Source organism: Faecalibacterium gallinarum (genome assembly GCF_022180365.1).
GTDB classification, from domain to species: domain Bacteria; phylum Bacillota; class Clostridia; order Oscillospirales; family Ruminococcaceae; genus Faecalibacterium; species Faecalibacterium gallinarum.
On sequence record NZ_BQKV01000104.1, the window covers coordinates 1 to 20063 of the forward strand.

The 20063-nt window shown below is 63.6% G+C and carries 21 protein-coding genes, 1 pseudogene and 1 riboswitch; of the genes and pseudogenes, 4 read left to right on the forward strand and 18 right to left on the reverse strand.

Translation table 11 applies throughout. The features are described 5' to 3' along the window. Window positions 1–101: IS3 family transposase (locus tag JCM17207_RS11995; RefSeq protein ID WP_238317912.1), on the forward strand; the 101-nt coding region annotated here is incomplete at its 5' end. An 81-nt stretch (window positions 102–182) separates the two neighbouring features. Here the strand turns inward: JCM17207_RS11995 and JCM17207_RS12000 are convergent. Further along, a complete protein-coding gene (locus JCM17207_RS12000) occupies window positions 183–806 on the reverse strand; it encodes a GntR family transcriptional regulator (protein WP_238317868.1) in 624 nt (207 codons plus the stop codon). Window positions 807–815: 9 nt separating this feature from the next. Next, window positions 816–2108 carry an L-cysteine desulfidase family protein gene (locus tag JCM17207_RS12005; RefSeq protein WP_373871969.1) on the reverse strand — a complete coding sequence of 431 codons (1293 nt, stop codon included), beginning with the start codon at window positions 2106–2108 and terminating at the stop codon, window positions 816–818. Window positions 2109–2325: 217 nt separating this feature from the next. Here JCM17207_RS12005 and JCM17207_RS12010 point away from each other — a divergent pair, with 217 nt between their 5' ends. Genes JCM17207_RS12010 through JCM17207_RS12020 form a run of 3 tightly spaced genes read left to right on the forward strand, consistent with a single transcriptional unit; the run spans window position 2326 to window position 3969 of the window. Further along, complete coding sequence (locus JCM17207_RS12010; protein ID WP_238317870.1) at window positions 2326–2973, forward strand: TlpA family protein disulfide reductase; 648 nt, start codon at window positions 2326–2328, stop codon at window positions 2971–2973. Next, complete coding sequence (locus JCM17207_RS12015) at window positions 2970–3116, forward strand: CD1871A family CXXC motif-containing protein (protein WP_238317871.1); 147 nt, start codon at window positions 2970–2972, stop codon at window positions 3114–3116. The genes JCM17207_RS12010 and JCM17207_RS12015 overlap by 4 nt, the downstream gene beginning before the upstream one ends. Beyond that, on the forward strand, window positions 3109–3969 hold the full coding sequence (locus JCM17207_RS12020; protein ID WP_238317872.1) for a 4Fe-4S binding protein: 861 nt from the start codon (window positions 3109–3111) through the stop codon (window positions 3967–3969). Before JCM17207_RS12015 ends, JCM17207_RS12020 begins: the two co-directional genes overlap by 8 nt. A 56-nt stretch (window positions 3970–4025) precedes the next feature. Here JCM17207_RS12020 and JCM17207_RS12025 read toward each other — a convergent pair. The 16 genes and pseudogenes from JCM17207_RS12025 to JCM17207_RS12100 form a co-directional block, all read right to left on the reverse strand. Then, window positions 4026–4256, reverse strand: a pseudogene (locus tag JCM17207_RS12025) (transposase); the annotation flags it as partial. 126 nt (window positions 4257–4382) lie between these two features. Further along, window positions 4383–4805: an FMN-binding protein gene (locus JCM17207_RS12030; RefSeq protein WP_238317873.1), complete on the reverse strand. Its 423-nt coding sequence runs from the start codon at window positions 4803–4805 to the stop codon at window positions 4383–4385. Window positions 4806–4925: 120 nt separating this feature from the next. Beyond that, the gene (locus JCM17207_RS12035; RefSeq protein ID WP_238317874.1) at window positions 4926–6842 is read right to left on the reverse strand and encodes a PTS fructose transporter subunit IIABC; all 1917 of its coding nucleotides are present in this window, start codon (window positions 6840–6842) and stop codon (window positions 4926–4928) included. 58 nt (window positions 6843–6900) lie between these two features. Then, window positions 6901–7806 (reverse strand): 1-phosphofructokinase, encoded by a 906-nt coding sequence (gene pfkB / locus JCM17207_RS12040; RefSeq protein WP_238317875.1) that lies wholly within the window; start codon window positions 7804–7806, stop codon window positions 6901–6903. Next, window positions 7803–8600, reverse strand: coding sequence for a DeoR/GlpR family DNA-binding transcription regulator (locus JCM17207_RS12045; protein WP_238317876.1), 798 nt, complete (start codon window positions 8598–8600; stop codon window positions 7803–7805). The genes pfkB and JCM17207_RS12045 overlap by 4 nt, the downstream gene beginning before the upstream one ends. A 285-nt stretch (window positions 8601–8885) precedes the next feature. Continuing rightward, window positions 8886–9371 carry a pyridoxamine 5'-phosphate oxidase family protein gene (locus JCM17207_RS12050; RefSeq protein ID WP_238317877.1) on the reverse strand — a complete coding sequence of 162 codons (486 nt, stop codon included), beginning with the start codon at window positions 9369–9371 and terminating at the stop codon, window positions 8886–8888. Between the two features lie 26 nt (window positions 9372–9397). Beyond that, window positions 9398–10000 carry an ECF transporter S component gene (locus JCM17207_RS12055; protein WP_238317878.1) on the reverse strand — a complete coding sequence of 201 codons (603 nt, stop codon included), beginning with the start codon at window positions 9998–10000 and terminating at the stop codon, window positions 9398–9400. A 102-nt stretch (window positions 10001–10102) separates the two neighbouring features. After that, window positions 10103–10225, reverse strand: a riboswitch (FMN riboswitch). A gap of 124 nt (window positions 10226–10349) precedes the next feature. Next, entirely contained in the window at window positions 10350–10937 is a 588-nt protein-coding gene (locus JCM17207_RS12060; RefSeq protein ID WP_238317879.1) for a nucleotidyltransferase family protein, read from the reverse strand. Beyond that, entirely contained in the window at window positions 10934–13231 is a 2298-nt protein-coding gene (locus tag JCM17207_RS12065) for a xanthine dehydrogenase family protein molybdopterin-binding subunit (protein WP_238317880.1), read from the reverse strand. Before JCM17207_RS12065 ends, JCM17207_RS12060 begins: the two co-directional genes overlap by 4 nt. After that, window positions 13224–13700: a (2Fe-2S)-binding protein gene (locus JCM17207_RS12070; RefSeq protein WP_238317881.1), complete on the reverse strand. Its 477-nt coding sequence runs from the start codon at window positions 13698–13700 to the stop codon at window positions 13224–13226. Before JCM17207_RS12070 ends, JCM17207_RS12065 begins: the two co-directional genes overlap by 8 nt. Continuing rightward, window positions 13700–14491: an FAD binding domain-containing protein gene (locus JCM17207_RS12075; protein WP_238317882.1), complete on the reverse strand. Its 792-nt coding sequence runs from the start codon at window positions 14489–14491 to the stop codon at window positions 13700–13702. Before JCM17207_RS12075 ends, JCM17207_RS12070 begins: the two co-directional genes overlap by 1 nt. A 112-nt stretch (window positions 14492–14603) precedes the next feature. Continuing rightward, window positions 14604–16034, reverse strand: a complete 1431-nt coding sequence (locus JCM17207_RS12080; RefSeq protein ID WP_238317883.1) for a uracil-xanthine permease family protein — start codon at window positions 16032–16034, stop codon at window positions 14604–14606. Between the two features lie 192 nt (window positions 16035–16226). Next, the gene (locus JCM17207_RS12085) at window positions 16227–17024 is read right to left on the reverse strand and encodes an ABC transporter ATP-binding protein (protein ID WP_238317884.1); all 798 of its coding nucleotides are present in this window, start codon (window positions 17022–17024) and stop codon (window positions 16227–16229) included. Further along, window positions 17014–18018: a FecCD family ABC transporter permease gene (locus tag JCM17207_RS12090; RefSeq protein ID WP_238317885.1), complete on the reverse strand. Its 1005-nt coding sequence runs from the start codon at window positions 18016–18018 to the stop codon at window positions 17014–17016. The genes JCM17207_RS12085 and JCM17207_RS12090 overlap by 11 nt, the downstream gene beginning before the upstream one ends. 48 nt (window positions 18019–18066) lie before the next feature. Next, entirely contained in the window at window positions 18067–19140 is a 1074-nt protein-coding gene (locus JCM17207_RS12095; protein WP_238317886.1) for an ABC transporter substrate-binding protein, read from the reverse strand. Window positions 19141–19175: 35 nt separating this feature from the next. Then, window positions 19176–20054, reverse strand: a complete 879-nt coding sequence (locus tag JCM17207_RS12100; RefSeq protein ID WP_238317887.1) for a nucleoside-triphosphatase — start codon at window positions 20052–20054, stop codon at window positions 19176–19178. Window positions 20055–20063 lie beyond the last annotated feature (9 nt).

Genomic DNA, 20063 nt, shown 5'->3' on the forward strand with positions numbered 1-20063 from the left:
TCATTGACTATCTGGATTACTACAATAACCGGCGTATTAAGGCAAAGCTAAAGGGCCTGCCGCCTGCAATTCACAGACAACAAGCCCTTTCGGCTGTTTGAACTATTTTTATTTCAAATTATTGTCTAACTTTTTGGGGTCACTTCATTGATGGCTGGTCCTTTTGTGGTTTTATCGGCGGATCACTGCATGCAGAAGTCCGCCAGGTCGTTTTTCAGGCAGATCCGGGCGGCGCTCAGGTTGCCCTGTTCCAGCTCGTCCAGGATGGAGCTGTGGTTTTTCAGGTCGTTGGGCAGGGCCGCCCGGTTCCACTGAGACCAGTAAAACTGGGCGTAGGCCAGTTTCAAAAGCCGCATGGAGCGGCGCAGTTCCTGGTAGCAGTATTCGTTCCGGGCCAGAGCCGCCAGCGCCAGATGAAAATTCTCGTTGATCTGCCAGTGCTCCCAGACGCCGCAGCCCGGCTCCTCCTGCCGGATCAGGGCCCGCAGCTGGGCGATGTCCTGGGGCTGGATGGTCTGGGCTGTCCGGCAGAGCAGGTGATCCTCCAAAACCGAGCGGAATTCCATGATATTGGCCACCCGCTCCAGGGTAAAGCTGTACACCTCGTAGCCGTACCGGGGGATGTTGGTCAGGATTCCCTCGCTGGAAAGAACGGTCAGCGCCTCCCGTACCGGGGATTTGCTCACGGCGTACCGCCCCACCAGTTCCTGTTCGGTGAGGATCTGCCCGGCTTTAAACTGCCCCTGGACGATGTCCTCTAAGATTTGGTTATAGACTTTTTCTTTCAGGGTTTCGGTCTGCTTCATGGTATTGCCTCAGGCCATAAAGTTATTTTGGATCATCAGTTTGACGATCTCCTTGTCGGTCTCCTGCATCCCCACCGAGGCCAGCAGACCGATGCAGCGGATGGTGTTCTCTACCCCCCGCTTGACGATGCCGTCGCCGCCCAAAAATTCCTGGCCGTTCTGGTACATGTAATAGCCCAGGATGCCCGCGTCCACCGCCGAGGCGATCTTGGCCGCGCAGGAGGCCTTGGCGCCGTCGCAGATGGTGCCCGAGATGATGGCCAGACTGTTCACCAGGGTGTGGGCCAGGGTGGTGAAGTCCCCGCCCATCAGATAGGCGATGCCCGCCCCAGCGCCGGAACCGGCCCCCACCGCGCCGCAGTAGGCGGACAGGCGGCCGATGCCCTCCTTGATGTGGAGGGTGGAAAGGTTGGACACCACCAGCGCCCGATAGAGCTTCTCGTCGCTGACCCCCAGGTGGCGGGCGTAGACGATCACCGGCACCGAGGCAGTGATGCCCTGGTTGCCGCTGCCCGAGTTGATGACCACCGGCAGCTCGCAGCCGTTCATCCGGGCGTCCGACCCGGCGGCGGCCATGGCCCGGGCCCGGATCTTGATGTCCTCCTCGCCGTAGGTTTTCAGCAGCACCTTGCCGATGTTGGCGCCGTAGTTGCCCCGGATGCCCTCCTCGGCGATGGCCATGTTGTAGGCGATCTGCCGGTCCAGGACCTCTTTCACGTCCTCGATCTTCACCTCGTTGGCGAAGTTGTAGATGTTCTCAATGGTCAAAAGGCTCTTGTCCGCCATGGCGCTCTCGGTCTTGCCGGTGATCTCCCGGGAGAGCAGCACCTCCTCGCCCCGGCGGACACAGACCACGTTGGTGTGGTAGTCCACGATCCGGACAAAGGCGGAGTCGGACCCCCGGTAGACGGTGATGCAGATGTCGAAGATCAGGTCCGACTTTGCAAAATCCACCGTCATGGGGGTGTCCTGGACGTACTTCTGGGTGGCTTCGATCTGCTCGGGGGTCACCTCCGAGATGACCTCCAGCTCCCGGTCGGCCTTGCCCGCCACAATGCCCACAGCGCAGGCGGCTTCCAGCCCCCGCATCCCGCCGGTGTGGGGGACGATGACGCTCTTGACATTTTTAATGATGTTCCGGCTGACCTCGATCACCACCCGGTCGGGCAGGGCCCCCAGGGCCCGGCGGGCGATGGCCCCCGCATAGGCCACCGCGATGGGCTCGGTGCAGCCCATGGCCGGCAGCAGCTCATCCTTCAAAATCTGAACATAGGTGCTGTAAAGAAATCCATCCATCGCCATTTCTGATCCTTCTCTCCCTTTTTCCACGAGGGGGCAGGGGCTCCAGCCCTGCCCGATTCTCTAATATGCACACTAATATTATCAGCCCCGGCGGAAAATGTCAATTCGTGGGGGAGAAAAGCCCCTCCGCCCCCGGTTGGTGATTCAATCACAGAAAAACCGCCCGGCTTATAGTAAAGTTACCCTGAAAAATTGTCATCCAACGGAGGGTATCTGCATGAAACGATTCTGTAACCGAAACTGGAACCGGGCCCTGGGCCTGGCGGCGGCGGTTTGTCTGGTGTTGGGCCTGGCGTCCTGCGGGGGAGAGGCCGGTTCTTTTTCCACCGGTTCCACCAGCCCGGCGGCCTCGGCGGCCCAGTCGACCCCGGCCTCTGAGGCGTCGTCCGGCGCGGCCAACACCGCCCCCGGCATCCTCTCGGCCTTCACCGCCCAGGATCTGGCGGGCAACACCGTCACCCAGGAGGTTCTGGAGGGGCACACCCTGACCATGGTGAACGTCTGGGCCACCTTCTGCGGGCCCTGCATCAAAGAGATGCCCGAGCTGGGCGAGCTCTCGGCGGAGTACGCCGACCGTGGGGTGCAGATCATCGGCATGGTGTCCGACGTCTGGACGGCGGACGGCGTCATCGACCCCGACCAGGTGGCCCTGGCCCAGGAGATCGCCGACACCACCGGGGCGGATTACCTCCACATCATCCCCGGCGAGGACCTCTATGGCCTGCTGGTCCAGATCAACACCGTGCCCACCACCTTCTTTGTGGATGAGGCGGGCCGTCAGGTGGGCAGCGCCTACCTGGGCGCCCGGAACAAAGAAACCTGGCAGGAGATTCTCGACCAGATGCTGCAAGAGGTGGGCGCATGAGATTTCTGCGGCAAAATCGCGCCGGCCTTGCGCTGATCGGGCTGGGGCTGGTCTTCCTGGTGCTTGGCGCGGGCCGGGGGGAGATCGAGCTGGTCTACCGCAAAGCGGTGAATATCTGCATGGAGTGTATCGGCCTTGGGTAAGAAGAAAATCAACCATCTGCGGACGGCGGTTCAGCTCTGCACCGCAGCCCTGACCAACGGTTACGCCGCCGGTTTCATTCAGGGCAAAATCTACAAGGGCCCCACCAAACAGGTCTGTGTGCCGGGGCTCAACTGCTATTCCTGCCCGGGAGCCCTGGGGGCCTGCCCCATCGGGTCCTTCCAGGCCGTGGTCACCAGCCGGGACCGCTCCTTCTCCTTTTATGTGGTGGGCTTTCTGCTCATATTCGGGGGGCTGTTGGGCCGGTTTGTCTGCGGCTGGCTCTGCCCCTTCGGGCTGGTGCAGGACCTAGTCCACAAGATCCCTTTCCCCAAAAAATGGAAAAAGCTCCCGGGGGACAAATACCTCCGGTGGCTGAAATACCTGATCCTGGTGGGGTTTGTGATCCTGCTGCCCCTGACGGTGCTGGATGTGGTGGGCCAGGGCCAGCCTTGGTTCTGCAAATACATCTGTCCCTCGGGCACCCTCTTCGGGGGGCTGCCGTTGGTCTCTGCCAACCCCGCCCTTCAGTCGGCCCTCTCCTGGCTCTTTGCCTGGAAGGTGGGGCTGCTGGTGTTCTTGCTGCTTTTGTCGGTGGTGGTCTACCGGCCCTTCTGCCGGTACCTCTGCCCCTTGGGGGCGGTGTACGGCCTGTTTAACCCGGTGGCCCTTTACCGGTATTCCATCGACCCGGCCAAATGCACCGGGTGTACCGCCTGCCAAAAGGCCTGCCCCCTGGATATCCCGGTCCACAAGACCCCCAACAGCCCCGAATGCATCCGCTGCGGCCGCTGCAAAGCCGCCTGCCCCCACGGGGCCATCTGCACCGGCGCTGCTCCGAAAAAGCCGGAATAAAACAAAAAAATGAAGTGACCCCAAAAAGTTAGACAATATTTGAAAGCAAACATTGTTTAAGCAGCCGAAAGGGCTTGGTGTCTGTGAATAGCAGGCGGCAAGCCCTTTAGTTTTGTCTTAATTCTGCGGTTGTTGTAATACTCAAGATAATTCACAAGTTCCTGCTTGAAGTGCTCCATAGACTCAAATTCTTGCAGATAAAGCAGTTCACTCTTGAGTAGGCCGAAGAAGTTTTCTGCCACCGCATTGTCCAGACAGTTCCCTTTGCGGCTCATACTCTGCCGAATACCTTTGTTCGGTATTCCTTTTGGCATAATAAAGCACCCCACTTGTTATCCAGTATACCATACTGTCTAGCAAATGGGGTGCAGTTCACTTGGGAGCCTGCGGCGGTTTTTTCATGTACCGATGAATTAGTATGCAACCTCAGCGGCGTCGAAGCAAGCCTGAGCGGCCTCGACCACAGCGTCAGAGGTGATGGTGGCGCTGGCAACAGCGTCCACGTTGGGGGTGTTGCCGTCCACGATGGCCTGAGCCAGATCCTCAGCGGCGACCTGGCCGATGTCGGGGGTCTCGTTGGAAGCGTCGATCTCGCAGTCGGTGACCACACCGTTCTCGAAGGTCAGGGTGACGCTCAGGTCGCCCATGCCGGTAGCAGAAGCGGTCTGGGTGCCGGTGTAGCCGCCCTCGGCAGAAGCCTCAGAGCCAGCCTCGCTGGAAGCGGCGGTGCTGGATGCGGCAGTGCTGGAAGCAGCGGTGCTGGAAGCGGAATCGCCGCAGGCGACCATGCACAGAGCCAGGGCGCAGACGGCAGCAATCTTTGCAAGATATTTCATCGTAATAATCCTTCTTTCCTAAATGGGTTGCTTGCGATTGAGTATTTTACATCGATTGCACAAATTTTTCAAGTGTTTTTTATAGGAAAATCCAATTTTTAAAAGATTTTTAGAGGAGAATCACTCCTGTGCCGGCTTTTTCACCAGGCTGAGCAGGGCGGCGCCCACCACGCTGCCCACTACCAGGGCCACCACATACAGCAGAGCGTTGCCCACCACAGGGAAGACGAAGATGCCGCCGTGGGGTGCCCGCAGGGTGCAGCCAAAAGCCATGGACAGCGCGCCCGCCACAGCCGAGCCGATCACGCAGCTGGGCAGAACCCGCAGAGGATCGGTGGCGGCGAAGGGGATGGCGCCCTCCGAGATGAAGCACAGGCCCATGATGTAGTTGACGAAACCGTTCTTCCGCTCCTCCCGGGTCCACTTCTTGGGGCAGAAGGTGGTGGAGAGGGCGATGGCAATGGGGGGAACCATGCCGCCCACCATGACGGCGGCCATCACATCGTAGGTGCCGGAGGCCAGAGCCGCGGTGCCGAAGACATAGGCCGCTTTGTTGAAGGGGCCGCCCATGTCCACGCTCATCATACCGCCGCAGATGGCGCCCAGCAGCACCTTGGAGGTGCCGCCCATGGTGTTCAGCCAGGCGGCGATCCCCTCGTTGATCAGGCCCATGACGGGGTTGATGGCGCACATGACCAGGCCCATCACCAGCATGCCGCCCAGGGGATAGATCAGCATGGGCCGGATGCCGTCCACGCTGCTGGGGAGTTTTTCGGTGATATTCTCAAGGAACTTGACCAGATAGCCCGCTGCGAAGCCTGCCAGCAGGGCCGCCAGGAAACCGCCCGAAACGCCGGTGGTGCTGCCCGCGGCCAGCCCCGAGAAGCTGGTGCCGTTCATGGCCAGCACGCCGCCCACAAAGCCCACGGCCAGGCCCGGCCGGTCGGCGATGGACATGGCGATGTAGGCCGAGAGGATGGGCAGCATGTAGCTGAAGGCCGCGTTGCCCACCGTCTTAAAGAAGGCCGCCAGAGGGGTGTTCATGCCAAAGTTGGCGGGGTTGATGGAGAAGTCATCGAAGAGGAAAGCCAGGGCGATGAGGATGCCGCCGCCCACCACGAAGGGCAGCATGTGGGAGACGCCGTTCATCAGGTGCTTGTAGACGGTGTGGCCCAGGCTGTCCTTGCCCGCGTCCTCGGCGGCGGGCTTGCCGCCCTTGGCGTGGAAGACGGGCACCGTGCCGCTCTCGATCTTCTGGAGCAGCTCTTCCGGCTTGTGGATGCCATCGTCCACCCGGGTGAAGAGGACCGGTTTGCCGTCAAAGCGGGCGGTCTCTACGTTCTTGTCGGCGGCCACGATGATGCCGTCGCAGGCGGCGATCTCCTCGGCGGTCAGGATGTTCTTGGCGCCGCCCGAGCCGTTGGTCTCTACCTTGCAGGGCAGGCCCAGCTTGGTGCCCGCTTTGGCCAGGGCCTCGGCGGCCATGTAGGTGTGGGCGATGCCGGTGGGGCAGGCGGTCACCGCCAGGATCCGGTAGCCCTGGGGGGCGATCTCCTGGTCGGTGAAGCTCTCGGCCCCGAACTGCTGCTGCTCCTGGACGTCGATCAAATCCAGGAATTCCCGGGGGGACTTGGCCGCCCGGAGCTTTTCCACAAAGTCCTCGTGCATCAGCATCTGCATCATCCGGGCCAGCATATCCACGTGCAGACTGCCATTCTCGGGGGCGGCGATCATAAAGAACAGGTCGCTCTTGCTGTCGTCCTCGGGGTTATACTGGACCGGCTGGGCCAGCCGCAGCACCGCCAGGCTGGGCCGGGTGACGCAGGCGGCTTTGGCGTGGGGGACGGTGATGCCGTTGTCCACATAGGTGGAAGCTTCCTTCTCCCGGGCGTAGATGGCGGCCTTATAGGCGGCCTTGTCGGTGATGTTGCCGTGGTTGCACTGCAAATCCACCAGGGTGTCAATCACCGCGGCCTGATCGGCGGCCGTTCCGTCCAGCGCGATGGCATTGACGGAAAACAGTTCGGTAATGCGCATAAGATCCTCTCCTTTTTGTATAGATGCCTCTATAAAATACGTTTTTTATTACGCGGGATCAGAGGGTGGCCAGCAGCTCGTCGATCTTCTCCCGGGTTGCCAGACCCAGGGAGAAGGCGGTGGCGCTGCCTGCGGCGGTGCCCAGTTTCAGGGCCCAGTCGTAGTCGCCCTTTTGCAGGTATCCCGCCAGGAAGCCGGCCACCATGCTGTCTCCGGCGCCCACGCTGTTCAGCACCTTGCCTTTGGGTACCCCCATCCGGTGGGTGACCCCGTGCTCATCCAGCAGCAGGGCGCCGTCCCCGGCCATGCTCACCAGGACGTTCCGGGCGCCCCGGGCCTGGAGCATGGCGGCGCAGGCGGTAATCTCGGCGTCGGTGGTCAGCACCCGGCCGAAGATCTCCCCCAGCTCGTGGTTGTTGGGCTTGATGAGGAAGGGCCGGTATTGCAGCACGTTCACCAGCAGGTCCCGAGTGGCGTCCACCACCACCTGGACCCCCCGGCCCTCCAGCCGGACCAGGATTTTCTCGTAGGTGTCTCCGGCCAGACAGGCGGGGATGCTGCCCGCCAGCACCAGGGCGTCCCCGGGGCCCAGCCGGTCCAGCTGGGCGGTGAGCTGGGCCATGTCGGCCTCGCCGATCCGGGGGCCCAGGCCGTTGATCTCGGTCTCCTCTCCGGCCTTGATCTTGACGTTGATCCGGGTGACCCCCTCGTCCAGGTGGATGAAGTCGGTGTGCACCCCCTGGGCCCGGAGCCCATCTTCCAGCCAGCGGCCGGTGGGCCCGGCCACAAAGCCCAGGGCGGTGTTCTCGCAGCCCAGGGCGTTCAGCACGCTGGAGACATTGATCCCCTTGCCGCCGAACTGGTATTCCTCCTGGGTGGTGCGGTTGACGGCGTCCAGCTGGAGGCTGCCGGGCAGGTGGACCACATAGTCGATGGCGGGGTTAAAGGTGACGGTGTAAATCATAGCTCATTCTCCTTTTCCGGTGCCCGGGCGTCTTCGCCCTCCGGGCTGCTCTCTTTGATCAGGACGTGGCGGCGGTATTTTTCATTGGTCAGCTGGTTGGTGACGATGGCGGCGTCGGTCAGCTCGCAGATCACCGCGGGGTAGAGCTTGCCGAACTTGGAATCGTCTACCAGGAACCAGCTTTCCCGGGTGCGGCTGATCACCAGCTCTTTGAGGGCGGCCTCTTCCACGTCGGGGGTGGTGAACCCCCTGTCCAGGGAGACGCCGTTGGCGCCCATAAAGGCTTTGGTGAAATTGTAGTGCCGGACGCTGGACATGGCGGCAGCCCCCACAATGGCCTCGGTGTTGGGGCGGATCTCGCCCCCCAGCACATAGACCCGGCAGCCCTTCTGGGCCAGCAGCCGGGCGTGGGCGATGCCGTTGGTCACGAAGGTCGCCTGGAGGGCCGGCCCTTGTAGGGCCTGTACTAGCTGCAAGGTGGTGCTGCCCGCGTCCACAAAGACGAAGTCGCTGGCCTGCACAAACCCGGCGGCCATCCGGCCGATACTCTGCTTCTGGGCCACGGCCTGCTGTTCCTTGGCGGTCATGGTGGGCTCCTCGGTGAGGAAGGCGCTGTCCGGCAGGGTGGCCCCGCCGTGGACCCGGTTCAGCCGCCCCTGCTGGTGGAGCAGAACCAGATCCCGCCGGATGGTGGATTCGCTGGCGTCCAGCGCGTCGCACAGCTCCTGGACCGTCACCGATCGCCGCTGTGCCAGCAGTTTGAGGATGTTGTCGAACCGTTCTTCCGCAAGCATGGGGGAGATGCTCCTTTCCTGACTCCCATCCGGCACCCTCCCGTGGAGGGTTTTGACTGATTTTTGTAATCCGGCCCCCGGATGATGGAGTTTTTCTCTTGTTTGGCCTGAGTATACCACCAAAAACAATCAAAGTCAATCAAATTCAACCGAAATAATTCACAAAGCTGGGGGCCTTCTGGGGTCAAAACATCCAAAAACAGTCAAAACCAATCAATCACGCCCGCGCCCGGGCAAAAAAAGACCGCCCCGCGCCGGTCATCCAGCGGGAGCGGTCAGGGAGGGTTACTCTTTGTCGTAGGGTTTGACAGTGACTTCCTCTTTGTCGAAGTCGATGAAGATCTGGTAGGCGTAGTTGTCCGAACTGGTGTCCCAGACTTCCACGAACTTGGGGGTCACCTCGATGATGATCTCGTCCTTCTCGTGGGAGTACTTGTTGTAGCTGCCCCAGAGGAACTCTTTGTAGAGCTTTTCAAACCGGCGGTCCGGTTCGTCGATCACCAGGCCCTTGTTGGCGGCCAGACCCTCTACCTGAACGCCGCTCCAGCAGAGGGCTACATGGGGGTTCTGGTAGAGCTGCTGGGTCTTGCGGAAGTTCTTGTCGGTCTTGAACCAGATTTTGTGGTCGTAGAACAGGCAGCTGACGTTCCGGACCATGACATAATCGTTCACCGAGCTGGCCAGGGCCATAATTTTCCAGTCGCCCAGCTTCTCGAACATGAGTTCCACAGCCTGGTCGAAGGTGAGGTGTTTGTCAACGCTGAATTTCATAAGGGGGTGTCTCCTTTCTCGTTCGGTCAATCCTGAATCATCTTTTTGAGGGGGACGCTGATTCGCTTATAGAGCAGCATGGTCAGCACCGAGGTTACCGCCCGGGATACCAGGTTGAAAGGCACCACCGAGAAGGCCACAAAGGTGGGGATATCCTTGATCCAGGGGCTGGCCACGGCGCAGATCTCCAGGATGGAGTCCCAGCTCATGCCGTAGAGGAACATGTAGGCGGGGAAGATCAGGTACAGGTTGGTGAAGATGGAAGCCACCACGCTGACGATGCTGCCCAGGACGATGCCCACCAGCGCGCCCTGCTTGGTGCGGTGTTTGCGGTAGTAGAGCACCGCCGGCAGCACATAGGCGCAGCTAAGCAGAAAGTTCTGGATCTCGCCGGTGTACATGGAGCTGGTGCCCTTAAAGATCATGTAGAGCAGCAGTTTGACGGTGACGATCATCACCGCCCCCACCGGCCCCAGGATGAACCCGCCGATTAGCTCGGGCAGGGCCGAGAGATCCAGCTCGGCGAAGGCGGACAGCACCGGGATGGAAAAACTGAAGTATTGCAGCACAAAGGCGACGGCCCCCATCAGGGCGGCCACGGTGAGGCGGCGGACATTACCACGTTTCATAAACTGAAACCTCCTAAAAAAATTTCCTGAAGCCAACCTATATGGCCTCAGGAAACAAATCCGGGGCAGCGCAGCCGTAACAACGGCGCCCTGCCAGCCGGAAAACGTCTTTTCCCATCCGGACTCTAACCGTCGGTTCTGGAATCACACCAGATCAGCCGCCTATATAGGCGGGTCATGGACTATACCATCGGTCGGGATTTTCACCCTGCCCCAAAGACCTTTTATTCAGTTCAGCTTCGGCTTTATGATAGCCCCTCGCCGAGGGTTTGTCAAGCCTTTCACAAAAGATTTCTCCCCCGGCATCAAAAAGCCGCCCCGGCAGAGCTCTGCCGGGGCGGCGTGGGGGTTAGTTTGGTGAGAGGCGGGCCAGATCTTCCGGGCGGTCGATGTCCCGCAGTTCCTCGGGGTCACACTCCACCCGGAGCACCCGTTCGGGGTGGGTGTTCAGCACCCCCCGGCCGCCCCGGTCCCCCTCGAGAGCATAGAGAGCGCGGGCCAGCGCGGCGGAGAAAAGGGCCGGGCTGCCCACCCGGTCCCCGGCGGCGACGGTCGCCCCAAAGACGCCGGGGGCGGCGGTGTCCAAGAGACGCCGGACCGTCTCCACCCGGAGCAGGGGCTGGTCCGCCGCCCCAAAGAGGAGAAAATCGTTCTCCTGTAAAGGCGGCAGGGCGTCCAGCCCGGCCCGGATGCTAAAGCTCTGGCCCTTTTCGCTTTCGGGGCTGGGGACGGCTTCCGCCCCCAGGGCCCGGGCGCTTTCGGCAATGGCGGGGGTGTTGGTGACGACGATCAGCCGGGCATCCGTTTGCCCTGCGCAGGCCGCCGCCAGGGTTTCCAGCCCCCAGGAATAGAGGGGGCGGCCCTGCCAGGGGGCCAGCAGCTTGTCCGCGCCGAACCGGCGGCCCCGCCCGGCGGCTAGACAGATGAGATAAATCATCCCTCGGCCTTTTCCAGCATCCCCATCAGGACCTTTTCGGGGGTGATGGGCAGCTCCCGCACCCAGACGCCGGAGGCCCGGGCCACCGCATGGGCGATGGCGGGGGAGGGAGTGTTAATAACGATTTCGCCGATGGATTTGGCGCCGAAGGGCCCGGTGGGCTCGTAGCTGGACTCGAACTCCACCTGCAAGTGGCCCATGTCCAGCCGGGTGGGGATCTTATACTGCATCAGAGAGTCCTCGAGAATCTTCCCCTCGGGGGTGTAGTGGACATCTTCAAACAGGGCCATGCCGATGCCCTGGACGATGCCGCCCTCGGTCTGGACCCTGGCCAGATTGGGGTTGATGGGGGTGCCGCAGTCCACCACCGCCTTGTAGTCCAGGACGGTGACGGCGCCGGTCTCCTTGTCCAGCTCGATCTCCACCATGCCCACCATAAAAGGCGGGGGCGAGACCGGGGAGGAATGGGTGGCGGTGGCCTGGACGGCGGTGGTGTTGCTGCACATGGAGCGGGTGGCGAGGTCCGCCAGGCTGATTTCAGCAGTGCCGTCCAGCCGGCGGACCGCCTTGCCGGTGAACTCCAGTTCCTCCGGCTGGCAGCCCAGGGCCTCGGCGGCCAGGGTGCAGAGCTGATTTTTCAGCTTCTCGCAGGCCTGCTCCACCGCCTTGCCGGTGACGTAGGTGGTGGAGGAAGCGTAGGAGCCGGAATCATAGGGGGAGGTATCCGAGTCTGCGCCGGACACGGCTACGTTGTCCAGGTCGCAGTCCATGCACTCGGCCACCATCTGGGCCAGAATGGTGTCGCAGCCGGTGCCCATGTCCGCCGCGCCGATGCTCAGATTGTAGAACCCGTCGTCGCTCAGCTTGATGGTGGCGGAACCCACGTCCACCCCCGAGATGCCCGAGCCCTGCATGGCCATGGCCACACCGGCGGCCCGGACTTTGCCGTTGCCCATGTCCCGCACCGGGAACCGTGCGTCCCAGTCGAAGAGCTCTTTGCAGCGGGCCATGCAGCGGTCCAGGGCGCAGGCGTTGGCCACCTCGTTGTAGTAGGCGGGCATGGTCATCCCTTCCCGGACCATGTTCTGCTCCCGCAGGGCCACCGGGTCCACACCCAGCCGCTCGGCCAGCTCGTTTACGGCGCTCTCCACGGCGAAGATGCCCTGGGTGGCGCCGTAGCCGCGGTAGGCGCCCGCGGCCTGGACGTTGGTATAGACGACGTCGTACGCGAACCGGAAGGCTTCCAGCCCGCCGGTGTAGAGGGGGATCGACTTATGCCCCGACAGGCCCACGGTGGTGGGGCCGTGCTCGCTGTATGCGCCGGTGTTGGAGAGGGTGTAGACGTCCAGCGCCCGGATCTTGCCGTCCTTATTGGCGCCCAGCCGGACGTGGAGCTCCATCTCGTGGCGGGGGCTGCCGGCGGTCTGGCACTCCTGCCGGGTATAGACCAGCCGGGCGGCCCGGCCGGTTTTCCAGGTGACGAAAGCGGGGTAGATCTCGGCCACCATGGTCTGTTTTGCGCCGAAGCCGCCGCCGATCCGGGGCTTCTCCACATGGATCTTGGATTTGGGGATGCCCAGAGCGATGGAGAGGATCCGCCGCAGATGGAAAACGATCTGGGTGGAGCTGATGACGTGGAGCCGCCCGAAGGGATCGATCTCGGTGTAGGTGCGGAAGGTCTCCATCATGGCCTGCTGGCAGGGCTTGGTGTGCCAGACATGGTCGATGACGATGTCGCAGTCCGCCAGCACCGCCTCCACGTCTCCGTCCGAGGTGGTCTCGCTGGCGCAGAGGTTCCGCTTGTTGTCGGCCCCCACCGGGCAGAGGGATTCCCAGTTGTCCTCGGGGTGGACGAGAATCGGGTTGTCTTTCGCGGTGTGGGGGTCCAGCACCGGGGTCAGGACTTCATAGTCCACCTTCACCAGCTTCAGGGCCTTGGCGACGGCCTGCTCGGTCTCGCCCGCCAGAATGGCCACCGCGTCCCCCACAAAGCGGAGCCGCTGGTCCAGGATCAGCCGGTCGTGGGGGGAGGGCTCGGGGTAGGTCTGGCCCGCGTTGGTGTAGCGGTGGTTGGGTACGTCTTTATAGGTATAGACGGCCACCATCCCCGGCACCTTCATGGCCAGGGTGGTGTCGATGGAGCGGATCAGGGCGTGGGCGTGGGGGCTGCGCAGGATCTTGACCACCAGGCAGTCCCGGGGAGTGACGTCCGATACAAAGGCGGGCTTGCCCAAGAGCAGGTTCATGGCGTCCTTTTTCCGGGCAGGTTTGCCGACGGTTTTCAGTTCAGGCATTGGGTTCGGCCTCCTTTGCTTTTTTGGCGTTGAGGAACGCCCGGATGCCCCGCAGCTGGCCCTCGTAGCCCGAGCACCGGCAGAGATTGCCCGCAAGATAGGCGCGGATCTCGTCGTCGGTGGGGTCGGGGTTCTCCCGCAGCAGGGCGATGGTGTTCATCACATACCCCGGGTTGCAGAAGCCGCACTGTTCCGCGCCCTGGTCGGCGATGAAGGAGACGAACTCCTCGGCCTCGGCCTGCAAGCCCTCCAGGGTCTGGACGCTGTGGCCGTCGGCCCGGGCGGCCAGCACCGAGCAGGAGAGGACGGGCACCCCGTCCATCAGGACGGTGCACAGGCCGCAGTTGGCGGTCTCGCACCCCCGCTTGACGCTGGGGCAGCCGTGAGCCCGGACAAAATCAATCAAAAGGGTGTCCGGCTCGATGCTGGCGCGCACCGGCCGGCCGTTGAGTGTGAGCTGGATTTCCATTACGCATCCTCCTTACAGGCCAGTAAAGCGCGCCGCACCAGAACCTTGCACAGCGCCCGGCGGTAGTCGGCGCTGCCCCGGAGGTTCGAGCCAAAGGCGGTGTGTTCGGCGGCGTATTCTCCATAGGCCGCGGCGCTCTCGGGGGTGATGCCTCCGGCCAGAATCCCCGCCTCGTCGGTGAGCAGAGCGGCCTTCATGGGCCGGGCGCCGATGGCGCAGCGGACTCCCTCGGGCCCCACCGCCACCGCGCAGGTCAAAACCGGGAAGTCGGTGGCTTGATTCCGCTGGGCGATGTACGCCATCCGCCCGGTCTGGTTCGGAACAAACACATGGGTCAGGATGTCCCGTTCATAGGGCTGGTTCACGTATTCCGCCAGGGGGATATCCCCGCCGTGGTGCAGATGGACCACCGCCCCCAGGGCCAAGAAGAGGGTCAGCACGTCCGAGAAGCCGAACCGGCCATAGAGGCTGCCCCCCACAGTGGCCAGGTTGCGGAACTGGACGCCCACAATGTGGCGGACGCTCTCGGCCATGGCCCCATTGGTGAGGGCGGCAAGGCCCGAGTGTTTTTCCAGAGCCCGCAGGGGCACCATGGCCCCGATCCGCCAGCCCTCGGGGGTCTGCTCGATCTGGTCGAGGCCCAGGCCCGACAGGTCGATGACGGTGTTCACCGTCCGGTCCTGCATCTTGAGCCAGAGCATGCCGCCCAAAACCAGGTTCGACCGCTTCTGGCAGAGGGCGTAGGCTTCGTCCAGGCTTTGGGCCCGAACGTATTGTTTGAAGGTCAGCAAGGTTGTCTTCCTCCCTTTTCCCCAAAATAGTTTCTTTAATTCTAGTATATCATGGAATCCGGGCAAGAAAAAGCCCCGCCGGGCGGGCGGGGCCGAAATTTGCGCTGTTTTATCAGTTTTTGGCCGCTTCGGGCTGCTCTTTGGGCAGCAGCACGTTCAGCAGGATGGCCACCAGGGCGGCGGGCACGATGCCGGAACCGCCGAAGATCAGCTGCACCAGCTGGGGCAGGCCGTTCAGAACGGCGGTGTTGGAGCCCAGGCCGTAGCCGAGACCCAGAGCCACCGAGACGATGGTCATGCTGCGGGGGGTCAGCTTCTCGCTGGTGATGAGCTGGATACCGCTCATGACGATGGAGGAGAACATGATGACCGCCGCGCCGCCCAGCACGCTCTGGGGCATGATGGAGACGATGGCCGCCAGTTTCGGCAAAAGGCCGCAGAGCACCAGGAAGACGGCGCCGCAGGCCAGGGCTACACGGTTGACGATCTTGGTCATGGTCACCAGACCCACGTTCTGGCTGAAGCTGGTGTTGGGCAGCACGCCGAACAGAGCGGCGAAGCTGGAGCCCAGGCCGTCGCAGATGATGCCGCCGGACAGCTCCTTGTCGGTGGCCTCGCGGTCCATGCCGCCCTCGGTGACGCCCGAGATGTCGCCCACGGTCTCGACGGCGGTGACGATGAACATGACGCCCACCGGCAGGATGGCCCGCAGGTCAAAGATGGGCTTGACGGGCAGCAGCTGGGGCACCGCGAACCAGGAGGCCTCGGCCACCTTGCTCCAGTTCAGGACCCAGGCCTTGGTGTACTCCACCCCCTCGGCGGTGACGCCGGTGGGGCTGAGGAAGAAGGGCAGCACGCCGCAGATGATGTAGCCGCAGACGATGCCGATCAGGATGCAGGAGGAGCTGGCCAGGCCCTTGGTGCCGTGCTTGAGGGCCAGGATGATGATCATGACCACCAGGGCGATCATCAGGTTTTCCAGGGAGCCGTAGTCGGCCGCGCCGCTGCCGCCGCCGAAGGAGGCCACGCCCACGCTGATCAGGGACAGACCGATGGAGAGCACCACCGTGCCGGTGACCACCGCGGGGAAGAACCGCCGCAGGGGCTTTAAGAAAGCGCCCAGCACCGTCTCAAACAAACCGCCCACAATCGAGGCGCCCATCATGGCCGCGTAGCTCACCACGCCGCCGCCCATGATGGTGTTGACGCTCTGGAACACCCCGATAAAGCCGGAGCTGGTGCCCATGATGATGGGTACCTGGCCGCCGATGGGGCCCACCGAGTACAGCTGCACCAGGGTGACGATGCCCGCCACCAGCATGGCGTTCTGGAGCAGAGCCACCTGGATCTGGGCGAAGGACTCTGCGTCGCCGCCCGCCGCACAGGCCGAGGTGATGATCAGAATGGGGGTCAGGTTGCCCACGAACATGGCCAGAACGTGCTGCAAACCCAGGGGGATGGCCTGCCGCAGGGGCAGCCGGCCTTCAAAATCGTAGGGGGTAACATAGCCCGAAGCGTCTTTTTTAAGATGCTCCTTGTTCATACTTTGCGCCGCCTTTCTCAAAAAACCAGATTTTTAATCCCGATGCAGTGCCGCAAAAAAAACACCGCAAAAAACAGAAAACATCCCTATTTAGACACAAAGGGATGTTTTCTGTCAACAAAATACGCCGCTCTGAGAGAAAAAACGGCAAAATATTAAAAAAGTGTGAAAGAAAGCTCACGTTTTTGAACGTTATGGCAGGCCTTCCGCCGCCCCGGGGACGGGGGCGTCCAGGGTGCAGACCAGCCCTCCGGGGCTCTCCCAAATCCGGAGCCCCGGGTAGAGGGCCGCCAGGGCCGCCTGGGCCGCCCCGGCCCCGCCGCCGGGGGTCAGTTCGCCCCGGATGGCCCCGCCCTGCATCAGCAGAACCCGGTCGCACCACCGCAGGGCCAGGGCCGGGTCGTGGAGCACCACCAGGGCCCCCCGCTGCCCCCCGGCGATCCAGCCCCGCAGGGCGGCAAAAAGCCGGTGGGTGTTGGAAAAATCCAGGGCGCTGTTGGGTTCGTCCAAGAGGATCACCGGGGCGTCCTGCACCGCCACCCGGCACAGGTGGATCAGCTGGCGCTGCCCTTCGCTGAGGGCGGCGCAGTCTTTTTCCAGTAACTGCTCCACCCCAAAGGTTTTGGCGGCCTGTTCCACCCGGGCGGCGTCCCCCGGCCCCGGCCCGCCGAAGAGGCCGCTGTGGGCGTACCGGCCCATCCCGATCACCTCCCGGGCGGTGAAGCCGGGCAGCACCCCCACCCGCTGGGGCAAAAGGGCCAGCTTCCGGGCCCGCTGCCGGGCGGTCATCGCCAGGCAGTCCGCCCCGCAGACGGTCACCGACCCGGAGAACACCCGTCCGCTGCCCGAGATCCCCCGCAGCAGGGTGGATTTGCCGCAGCCGTTGGGGCCCAGCAGGGCCACCATCTCCCCGGGGGCCAGGGTGAAGGAGGCCTCCCGCACCACCGGGGCCCGGTAGCCCGCGGTCAGGCGGGTGACTTCAAGCAGCATCGGGGTTCCCCCTCCCTTTGAGAATCAGCCCCGCCAGCACCGGCGCGGCGAAGAGCACCGTGAAAATGCTCAGGGGCAGCTCGGCCCCGCCTCCGGCGCTCCGGGCCAAAAGGTCCGCCGCCAGCAGAAGGTCCGCCCCCACCAGGGCGCAAAGAGGCAGAAACACCCCGCCCCGCCGCCGCAACAGGCCGTAGGCGATGTGGGGGGCGATCAACCCCACAAAGGCGATCCCGCCCGCCACGCTGACCACGGCGGCCACCATCAGGGCGGTGAGCCCCAGCAGCAGCCCCCGCCAGCGCCCCGGTTCCAGGCCGCTGGCCCGGGCGCTCTCGTCCCCCAGGGAGAGCAGCGCCGCCTGCCGCCGGAAGGCCAGCACCAACCCCAGCCCCGCCAGCACCGGCGGGGCCGCAGCGGCGAGCTTGGCCAGGGTCATCCCCGCCAGGCTGCCCATGGTCCAGTATTCGATGGCGGCCAGCTCTTTTTCGGGGTCGGCCAGGGTTTTCAGCAGCATGACCCCCGCTTCCGCCAGGGCGCTGACCAGGATGCCCGCCAGAACATAGGTGGCGGTGCGGTCGGCCCGGGCGGCTTTCACCAGCCCCAGCACCGCCCCAAGGCTCAAAAGCCCGCAGGCGAAGGCCCCGCCCATGATCTGCCCGGCGCTGCCCGCCCCCAGGACGATGGCCGCCGCCGCCCCAAACGAAGCGCCGCCCGCCACGCCGGTTAAATCGGGCGAGGCGAGCGGGTTCCGGAAGACCGTCTGGTATACGCCGCCCGCCGCCCCCAGGGCCAGCCCCGCCAGTACCGCCATGGCGGTGCGGGGCAGCCGCAGGGTGAAAAAGACCCGGGATTCCATGGTGTCCCGGAGCCCCCCTAAAAGCAGCTGGCCGATCTGGCCAAGGCTCAGGGGATAGGCCCCCACACAGACCGACCCCGCCGCCAGCCCGGCAAAGAGAACCAGGGCCAAAACGAGGCAGAATCGGGTGCGTGTGGTCATAACGGCGTATCCTTTCGGTAATATCTTGTTTAAATTATACGAATTTTGTCACTTGGTGATGAGGCTGCTATCCGGAGTAAAGCCGTAGAAGGTCTGGTAGAACGCCTGGGCGTCGGCGGTGAACTCCTCAAAGGGATAAGCCTCGGGGTGCAGCACGCTGGTCAGCCAGAGCACGCCCAGAATGCCGGAGGGGGTGGGGCTGTCCCACTCGTCCAGGCCCTGGGGCATGGTGTAGACCGCGCCGTTCTGGACGGCGGGCAGGTCGGCCAGCTGGGGATCCTTCATCACATCCTCTGCGGTGTAGGAGGCCGCCGAGGGAATCACCAGCACTTCGGGGGCCAGGGCCAGCAGAGTCTCGTAGGAGACATCGGCCCAGTAGTCCTCCTCAATGGAAGCCGCTGCGTTGACGCCGCCGGCCTGCTCGATCAGGTCGTTCTGGTACATGGCGGCGGGGGCTACGCTCAGGTAGCTGCTGTTGCCCAGCAGGCAGACCGAGGGTTTCTCCAGATCGGCGGTCATCTCGGCGGCCCGCTCCAGCTGGGTGTGGTTGTAGTCGATCAGGGCCTGGGCCTGGTCGGAAGCGCCGCAGGCCTCGCCGATCAGGGTCAGCATGGTTTCCAGCCCCTCCTGGGTCTCAGGGTTCACAATTATGACCGTGATCCCCAGATCTTCCAGGGTCTGGGCGTTGTCGATCAGCTTCTGGGGCATGATGACGAGATCAGGCTCCAGGGCAGCCACGGCCTCCACGTTCAGTTCCTTCAGGGTGCCCACCTGGGTCAGCTGGGGCAGCTCGGGGGCGGCCAGGGCGTAGAGGGCCCGGGTGTCGGCCTTGTTCTCCAGGCCCACGATCTTGTCCTTGAGGCCCAGGGCAATGGTGGCATAGGTGCTGATGTAGTAGCAGCTGACGATGCTCTCGGCGGGCTGCTCCAGGGTGACGGTCCGGCCGGCCTGGTCGGTCAGGGTGATGCCGGCGGCCTCCGAGGCAGCGGCAGACGAGGCCACCGCCTGGGACGACGCAGCGGCCGACGAAGCCGCAGAACTGGAGGCCGCGCCGCAGGCGGCCAGATTCAGGCAGAGGGCGGCGGCCAGAGCCAGAGCGCCCATCCGTTTCAAAAGATGCATACAGGGTTCCTCCTTTGTTCTAATACGGCGCTATTCTAACACAAGAATAACGCCCTGTCAAAGGAGAAAACAAATCCGGGAAAATCGTTGAAATGGGCGGCGAAGGCCCGCTGGGCCGCCCGGCGGGTCTCCCACTCAAAAGCCCGGTATCGCTCCAGCAGTTCCCAGGCTTTGGGGGTCAGGGCGGAGCCGCCGCCCTTGGCGCCGCCGGGGCGGCGTTCCAGCAGGGCAAAGCCCCACTGCTCTTCCAGCCCGGCCAAGAGCTTCCAGGCCTTGGAGTAAGCCATCCCCATGGCGGCGGCCGCGCTGTGGAGAGAGCCGGTCCGGGCGGTAAGCTCCAAAAGCTGCATGGGCCCGGGGCCGAAGACTTTGTCCTCCCGGTAGAGCCGGACGCTCACTCCTGGGTGAAGGGGGGCGGGCAGCCGGGCCGCCAGTCGGGCCCGGGCCTCGGCGGGGGAAATCTGGTCCAGGTCGATCTGGATGTCCTCTTCCCGGGCCCGCAGGGCGTTCAGATGGGGCAGGTCCTCCTTTTTCAGGGCAGCCACCACCGTCTGAGGGCCCTCCACCAGGGCTTGCAGCTGGGCAAGATAGCTGGTGCAGTTCCGCTCGAACCGGCCCACCTCGTCCACCAGCACCACCGCAGCCCCGCTCCCGGCAGCGCGCCGGAGAGCCTCTGTCCCGAACCCCTCAAAGGTTTCGGGGATGCCCACCATCCGGCCCCCCTCCGGGGAAGGGCGGGAGATGGGGGCCATCTCACCGGTGAGCAGGTCCTGGAGGCTGAACACCGGCCCGGCCTCGCACCGGCCGGTGCAGAGGGTGCGCAGCCCGGCGGCGGGCTGGGGCAGACGGCTGCACAGCCAGGCCGCCAGGGTGGATTTGCCGCTGCCGGGGCGGCCGGTGATGAAATAATTCATAGCCTGCCT

Bases quoted from the DNA above. Each gene is read 5' to 3' on its own strand.
- JCM17207_RS12010 (WP_238317870.1), top strand. From the start codon at position 2,326: ATGAAACGATTCTGTAACCGAAACTGGAACCGGGCCCTGGGCCTGGCG.
- JCM17207_RS12085 (WP_238317884.1), bottom strand. From the start codon at position 17,024: ATGCTGCTTGAAGTCACCCGCCTGACCGCGGGCTACCGGGCCCCGGTG.
- JCM17207_RS12070 (WP_238317881.1), bottom strand. From the start codon at position 13,700: ATGGAAATCCAGCTCACACTCAACGGCCGGCCGGTGCGCGCCAGCATC.
- JCM17207_RS12035 (WP_238317874.1), bottom strand. From the start codon at position 6,842: ATGCGCATTACCGAACTGTTTTCCGTCAATGCCATCGCGCTGGACGGA.
- JCM17207_RS12095 (WP_238317886.1), bottom strand. From the start codon at position 19,140: ATGCATCTTTTGAAACGGATGGGCGCTCTGGCTCTGGCCGCCGCCCTC.
- JCM17207_RS12005 (WP_373871969.1), bottom strand. From the start codon at position 2,108: ATGGCGATGGATGGATTTCTTTACAGCACCTATGTTCAGATTTTGAAG.
- JCM17207_RS12045 (WP_238317876.1), bottom strand. From the start codon at position 8,600: ATGCTTGCGGAAGAACGGTTCGACAACATCCTCAAACTGCTGGCACAG.
- JCM17207_RS12065 (WP_238317880.1), bottom strand. From the start codon at position 13,231: ATGCCTGAACTGAAAACCGTCGGCAAACCTGCCCGGAAAAAGGACGCC.
- JCM17207_RS12050 (WP_238317877.1), bottom strand. From the start codon at position 9,371: ATGAAATTCAGCGTTGACAAACACCTCACCTTCGACCAGGCTGTGGAA.
- JCM17207_RS12100 (WP_238317887.1), bottom strand. From the start codon at position 20,054: ATGAATTATTTCATCACCGGCCGCCCCGGCAGCGGCAAATCCACCCTG.
- JCM17207_RS12015 (WP_238317871.1), top strand. From the start codon at position 2,970: ATGAGATTTCTGCGGCAAAATCGCGCCGGCCTTGCGCTGATCGGGCTG.
- pfkB (WP_238317875.1), bottom strand. From the start codon at position 7,806: ATGATTTACACCGTCACCTTTAACCCCGCCATCGACTATGTGGTCCAC.
- JCM17207_RS12080 (WP_238317883.1), bottom strand. From the start codon at position 16,034: ATGAACAAGGAGCATCTTAAAAAAGACGCTTCGGGCTATGTTACCCCC.
- JCM17207_RS12030 (WP_238317873.1), bottom strand. From the start codon at position 4,805: ATGAAATATCTTGCAAAGATTGCTGCCGTCTGCGCCCTGGCTCTGTGC.
- JCM17207_RS12060 (WP_238317879.1), bottom strand. From the start codon at position 10,937: ATGATTTATCTCATCTGTCTAGCCGCCGGGCGGGGCCGCCGGTTCGGC.
- JCM17207_RS12000 (WP_238317868.1), bottom strand. From the start codon at position 806: ATGAAGCAGACCGAAACCCTGAAAGAAAAAGTCTATAACCAAATCTTA.
- JCM17207_RS12090 (WP_238317885.1), bottom strand. From the start codon at position 18,018: ATGACCACACGCACCCGATTCTGCCTCGTTTTGGCCCTGGTTCTCTTT.
- JCM17207_RS12055 (WP_238317878.1), bottom strand. From the start codon at position 10,000: ATGAAACGTGGTAATGTCCGCCGCCTCACCGTGGCCGCCCTGATGGGG.